The organism is Streptomyces triticirhizae, assembly GCF_003696235.1.
Classification (GTDB): Bacteria; Actinomycetota; Actinomycetes; order Streptomycetales; family Streptomycetaceae; genus Streptomyces; species Streptomyces triticirhizae.
This window is the reverse complement of sequence record NZ_RFFJ01000279.1, coordinates 1-5,825: the sequence shown is the minus strand read 5'-3', so window position 1 is coordinate 5,825 and position 5,825 is coordinate 1. Positions and strand designations below refer to the sequence as shown.

Genomic DNA, 5,825 nt, shown 5'->3' with positions numbered 1-5,825 from the left:
CGGTGCGGCGCCGCCCGCTGCGCGCGGGCCGGGCCGGGGGTGGGCACGCCGGCACCGCGCGTGCGCGCCGGGTGCCCCCGCCGGCACGCGACAAACGCCCGCACTCCGGTGGTTTTCGGCCCAGCCGGGCGAGTACCCGTTCGGGTCAGCAGAACGGGCCTCCGGGCCTCCGGATCGAACGGGCGTTCAGCTGGTCAACGCCCGCCCCGGCGCCGCGCCCTGGCCGATCAGCGCGTCCACCGCGCCCAGCAGCTCCGCCTCGCCGATCGCGTCCAGGCTCTCCGCCGCCGCGTCGCCCAGCCGCAGGTGCGGCACCCGGTAGGGCAACAGCCGGTCCGCGCCCAGGCAGGGCGGCAACAGGCAGACCACCGGCGTGCGCACCGCCGCCGCCAGATGGGCCGGCCCGGTCGCCCCCGAGACCAGCGCGCCGGCCCCGGCCAGCACCCCGGCGAGCCGGGGCAGCCCGGTGGCCCCGCCCAGGTCCAACGCCCGCCGCCCCGCCACCCGCCGGGTCAGCGCCCGTTCGTCCGGGCCGCCGGTCACCACCACGCGGTGTCCGGCGTCCGCCAGTGCGGCGACCGCACGCTCGGCCCGCGCCGGCGTCCAGGAGCGGTCGGCGACCCGGCCGCCGGGATGCACCACCAGATAGGGCCCGGGACCGGTCAGCTCGCCCGCCGCCTCGTGCCCGGTGACGGCCAGCGCCCCGTCGTCGCCGGGCGGCACCGGGAAGCCGGCGGCTCCGGCCAGGTCGAGCGCGGCCTCCACCTCGTGCCGCCGCTCGGCCCTGCGGTGGCGCAGCTGGAGCAGCGATCCCGGCCAGTGCTCGCAGTCGGCCGCCACCCACGGCACCCCGGACATCTTCAGCAACAGCGCGGCCGGCAGCGGGCTCTGCCCGTGCGAGGCGAAGACCAGCGCCCGCTCGAAGCGGCGCGCCGCCAGCCGTTCCACCAGCTCGTTCACCGTGGAGCGGCGCACCGCCGGCGGGGAGATCGACACCCAGGGCGCGTCATAGACCAGCACCTCGTCCACGCCCGGCAGCAGCCGGCCGGCGGCCGCGCCGCGCGGGCCACACAGCAGCGTGGTGGCTGCCGAGCCGGCGGCCACCGCCCGGACGGCGGGGCCGGCCAGCAGCACGTCGCCCGCGCCGTCGAGGCGCACGACCAGGGTGCGGGGAGGTCGGCTCATGGCCGGCCGAGTTGCCCGATCCGGCCGGCCCAAACGCCGGCGCGCAGGCATTTCACGCGCCCGCGCCCGCGCCGCGCTCGCGCGCACGACACCGGCGGCCGACCGCCCCACACACGCGGGCGACCGGCCACCGGCCGACGGTCTCATGGGCCCGGGCGGGCTACTCCTGGCGCGCCTCGACGGTCCCGCGCGCCCTCCGGCGCCCGGCGCCCGCCGGCGCACCCGCCGGCTCGACCCCGTCGATCTGGGCGCGCACCCGCTCGCACGCGCGGTTCAGCAGCCGCGACACATGCATCTGCGAGATGCCCAGCTTGGCCGCGATCCGGCTCTGCGTCATGCCGTGGAAGTACCGCAGATAGAGGATGTGCCGCTCCCGCTCCGGCAGCGAGCGCAACGGGTGCCGCACCGCCTCCCGGTCCACCACCCGGTCGAAGCCGGGCTCCACGGTGCCCAGGGTGTCCAACAGCGAGTAGTCGCCGTCGGCGCCCGGAAGTTCGGCGTTCAACGACAGCGTGCTGTAGCTGTCCAACGCCTCAAGCCCGGTCCTGACCTCGTCCTCGGTCAGCCCGCTGTGCTCGGCCAGCTGCGCCACGCTCGGCCCCCGGTCGTCCAGCCGGAAGCTGAGCTGCCGCGCCGAGGCCCGCACCCGGTTCCGCAGCTCCTGTGTCCGCCGGGGAACGTGCAGGCCCCACATGTGGTCCCGGAAGTGGCGCTTGACCTCGCCCACGATGGTGGGCACGGCATAGCTCTCGAACGGGCGCCCCCGGCTCGGGTCGTAACGGTGCACCGCCTTGACCAGGCCGAGCGCCGCCACCTGCTCCAGATCCTCCAGGGCCTCGCCCCGGTCCCTGAAGGTCCGGGCCAGCCGGTCCGCCATGGGAATCCAGGCGCAGATGACATCCCGGTACAACGCCTCGCGCTCCGGGCAGTTCGGCAGTTCCGCGATCCGTTGGAACTGCCGGCTGGTGTCCGGTGCGTCGTCGTGCGGATGTCGTTTCTTACGGGGACGTGCTGGCGTATTCATTCCTTGCTCTCCCAGGTGAGGGTGGGCGTGCGATTCCGCGCTGAACTCGCCACGGGAAGAGACCGCTGTTCCTCAGTCTGCACGGGAATCCGCCGCGCCACATCTCGGGAAGGCACCGGCGGGAACGGGCCCGGGAAACGGGCCGGGAACGGGCCCGGGAAAGGCGTGGCGCCAAGGGTTCGCGGAAAGCGGGCCGGCGACGGTTATCCGGGCCGGTGGCTGGTTACCCGCCCGGCGGGGAGAGCCCCCGAGAAGACCCGTGACAAGGACCTTCCGAACTTCCGAACCTTCCGAAAGGAGCGTGCCATGACCTATGGCACCTTCATGGCCACCGTGCGGGAGCGCGGCGAGTACGCCGCCGACGAGGCCGAGCAGGTCGTGCGGGCCGTGATCGGCACCCTCGGCGAACGCCTCCCGCCGACCTCGGCCGAGCACCTCGCCGACCAGCTGCCCACCCCGCTGGCCGACATCGTCGACCAGTCCGAGGGCCCGGCCCGCACCTGGGGCGTCTCCGAGTTCATCAACCAGGTCGCCGAGCACACCGAGCAGGACGAGATCGCGGCCGAGGAGGACACCCGGATCGTGTTCTCCGTGCTCGCCGACCAGATCACCGGCGGCGAGATGAACAAGCTGATCAGCCAGCTGCCTTCGGGCTACGCCGAACTCTTCGGCCACGGCGAACTCAGCTGAGTTCGGCTGCCGGGCCGCGTGGGCGCACCGCCCACTGACGGCCCAAACCCGCCACGCCATGGGCGCCGGCCAGTAGAACGGGGGCCGCGACCGCCCCAGGGAAGGCAACCATGGCGACACTGGCACCACCGAGGCAACCGGCCCCGGCCGAGCAGCCGGGGCCCGCGCCGGGCCGGGCCCTGGTGGGCTGGCTGACCACCACCGACCACAAGCGGATCGGCGTGCTCTACCTGGCCACGTCCTTCGCGTTCTTCCTGCTGGCCGGCGCGCTCGCCCTCCTGATGCGCGCCGAACTGGCCCGCCCCGGGGTCCAGTTGCTCAGCGCCGAGCAGTACAACCAGGCGTTCACCCTGCACGGCACGGTGATGATGCTGCTCTTCGCGACGCCGCTCTTCATCGGCTTCGGCAACGTCGTGGTGCCGCTCCAACTCGGCGCGCCCGACGTGGCGTTCCCCAGGATGAACGCGCTCGCCTACTGGCTCTTCCTGTTCGGCGGGCTGATGGTCGTCGGCTCGCTGCTCACCCCGGAGGGGCCGCGGCCGTCAACTTCATCACCACGATCATCTGTATGCGCGCGCCGGGCATGACCATGTTCCGGATGCCGATCTTCACCTGGAACGTGCTGCTGACCAGCGTGTTGGTGCTGCTGGCCTTCCCGGTGCTGGCCGCGACGCTGTTCGCGCTGGCCTCCGACCGGCTCCTCGGCTCGCACATCTTCGACGCGGCCAACGGGGGAGCGTTGCTGTGGCAGCACCTCTTCTGGTTCTTCGGCCACCCCGAGGTGTACATCATCGCGCTGCCGTTCTTCGGGATCGTCTCGGAGATCATCCCGGTCTTCAGCCGCAAGCCGATCTTCGGCTACCTCGGGCTCATCGCGGCGACCGTGGCCATCACCGGCCTCTCGGCGGTGGTGTGGGCGCACCACATGTTCGCCACCGGCGCCGTGTTGCTGCCGTTCTTCGCGCTGCTGTCCTTTCTGATCGCGGTGCCGACGGGCGTCAAGTTCTTCAACTGGATCGGCACCATGATGAAGGGCTCCCTCTCCTTCGAGGCGCCGATGCTGTGGTGCGTGGGCTTTCTGGTGACATTCCTCTTCGGCGGGCTCACCGGCGTCATCCTGGCCTCGCCGCCGCTCGACTTCCAGGTCACCGACAGCTATTTCGTGGTCGGCCACTTCCACTATGTCGTCTTCGGCACCGTGGTCTTCGCGATGTTCGCCGGATTCCACTTCTGGTGGCCGAAGATGACGGGCAGAATGCTCGACGAACGGCTCGGCCGCATCCACTTCTGGACCCTCTTCGTCGGATTCCACGCCACGTTCCTGGTCCACCACTGGCTGGGCGTCCAGGGGATGCCGCGCCGCTACGCCGACTACCTGGCCGCCGACGGGTTCACCGGGCTCAACATGGTCTCCTCCGTCGGCGCCTTCCTGCTGGGCCTGTCCACCCTGCCGTTCCTCTACAACGTGTGGCGCACCGGGCGGGGCGCGCCCACGGTCACCGTCGACGACCCCTGGGGCTTCGGCCGTTCCCTGGAGTGGGCGACCTCCTGCCCGCCGCCCCGCCACAACTTCCTCACGCTGCCCCGTGTCCGGTCCGAGTCGCCCGCCTTCGACCTCCACCACCCGGCGATCGTCCGCGCCGACCAGGCCAGGCGGTCCGGCGGCCGGCGGGACGTGCTGGAGGTGCCGGGTCAGGGCCCCGACTGAGCGCGACCGGCGCCGGGTTGACGACTCAGGGGTGACGCCAGTGGTCATCGGGCAACGCGGAGGCGCCCACCGGGCCCATCCGCAGCATCCCGCCGTCCACCGGCCAGGACGCGCCGGTCACATAGCCGGCCCGGTCGCTGGCGAGGAACGCGATCACCTCGGCGACCTCCCGGGCGTCGCCGGGCCGGCGCAGCGGGATGCCCGGGCGTTCCAGGGTGTGCACGTCCACGTCCACATAGCCGTTCATCGGGGTGGCGATCTCGCCGGGCGCCACCGCGTTCACCCGAATCCCGTGCTCGGCCAGCTCCAGCGCCATCACCGAGGTCAGCAGCCCGAGGCCGCCCTTGGAGGCGCAGTAGTGCGCGGTGCCGACCCGGGGCTGGTGCTCGTGGACGCTGGTGACGTTGACGATCGCCCCGCCCTCGCCGCGCGCGATCATCCGCCGCGCCGCGCGCTGCGACAGCAGCATCGGGCCGAGCAGGTTCACGTTCAACACCCGCTGCATGTCGGACAGCTCGATGTCCACGAACGGCTGGTTGCCGCCGGTGCCCGCGTTGTTGACCAGGATGTCGATCCGGCCGAACCGGTCCACGAGCCCGTCGACCAGATCGGCCGCCTCCTTCGGGCGCCGCAGGTCGATCTCGACGGTCTCCGCGCGGCGGCCCGCCGCCCGCACCTCGGCCGCCGTCGCCTCCGCGCCGGCCGCGTCCCCGAACCAGGCGATCCCGACGTCCACGCCCTGCCGCGCCAGGGCGACGGCCGTGGCCCGGCCGATACCCGAGTTCGCCCCCGTGACCACGGCCACCCGGTCCACTTCTTGGGTCATCACGCTCTCCCGACGTTCCGTGCTGCTCGGCCGCGCACGAGCTGGCTGGCCGCACGCGTTCACCCCCTACCCTCGCGCAGGCCCCGCGAGCGCGGCGCGCGGGGTCGCCGGACGGCGCGCGGCGGGGCCGCGCGCCGGGGTTTACGCCCGGCGGGCGGGGATACTCGCGCGCCATGAGTGATCAGCTGCCCTCACAGGCCGAGGGGGAGCGGGACCCGGATCTGCCCGACGGCGCGAACCCGGACGACGAGATGGAACGCAGCGGCCACGAGCACCCCCGGCAGACGCCCTCCCAGGCCGAGGGCGAACGCATGGACGACCGCGACGACGAATAGCCCTGGGCGAACGGGTTCGCCCAGGGCGGCGGGCCGGGGCGCGCGCCGCGCGCCGGC

At 73.2% G+C, this 5,825-nt stretch carries 5 protein-coding genes and 1 pseudogene; 3 read left to right on the top strand and 3 right to left on the bottom strand.

Annotated features, from left to right (window positions below; all coding sequences use genetic code 11):
- Nucleotides 1-186: 186 nt before the first annotated feature.
- The gene (locus EBN88_RS28005; RefSeq protein ID WP_122399831.1) at nt 187-1,185 is read right to left on the bottom strand and encodes a glycosyltransferase family 9 protein; all 999 of its coding nucleotides are present in this window, start codon (nt 1,183-1,185) and stop codon (nt 187-189) included.
- 160 nt (nt 1,186-1,345) lie between these two features.
- Complete coding sequence (locus EBN88_RS28000) at nt 1,346-2,209, bottom strand: SigB/SigF/SigG family RNA polymerase sigma factor (RefSeq protein WP_122399830.1); 864 nt, start codon at nt 2,207-2,209, stop codon at nt 1,346-1,348.
- 306 nt (nt 2,210-2,515) lie between these two features.
- Here EBN88_RS28000 and EBN88_RS27990 point away from each other — a divergent pair, with 306 nt between their 5' ends.
- On the top strand, nt 2,516-2,899 hold the full coding sequence (locus EBN88_RS27990) for a DUF2267 domain-containing protein (protein ID WP_122399829.1): 384 nt from the start codon (nt 2,516-2,518) through the stop codon (nt 2,897-2,899).
- A 110-nt stretch (nt 2,900-3,009) separates the two neighbouring features.
- Nucleotides 3,010-4,607 (top strand): annotated as a pseudogene (locus tag EBN88_RS27985) (cytochrome c oxidase subunit I).
- A 25-nt stretch (nt 4,608-4,632) separates the two neighbouring features.
- Here EBN88_RS27985 and EBN88_RS27980 read toward each other — a convergent pair.
- Nucleotides 4,633-5,433 (bottom strand): SDR family oxidoreductase, encoded by an 801-nt coding sequence (locus tag EBN88_RS27980; protein ID WP_122399828.1) that lies wholly within the window; start codon nt 5,431-5,433, stop codon nt 4,633-4,635.
- A 173-nt stretch (nt 5,434-5,606) separates the two neighbouring features.
- On the opposite strand from EBN88_RS27980, the gene EBN88_RS31385 reads away from it, so the two are divergent.
- Entirely contained in the window at nt 5,607-5,768 is a 162-nt protein-coding gene (locus tag EBN88_RS31385) for a hypothetical protein (RefSeq protein ID WP_199742514.1), read from the top strand.
- The last annotated feature ends 57 nt before the right edge of the window (nt 5,769-5,825 follow it).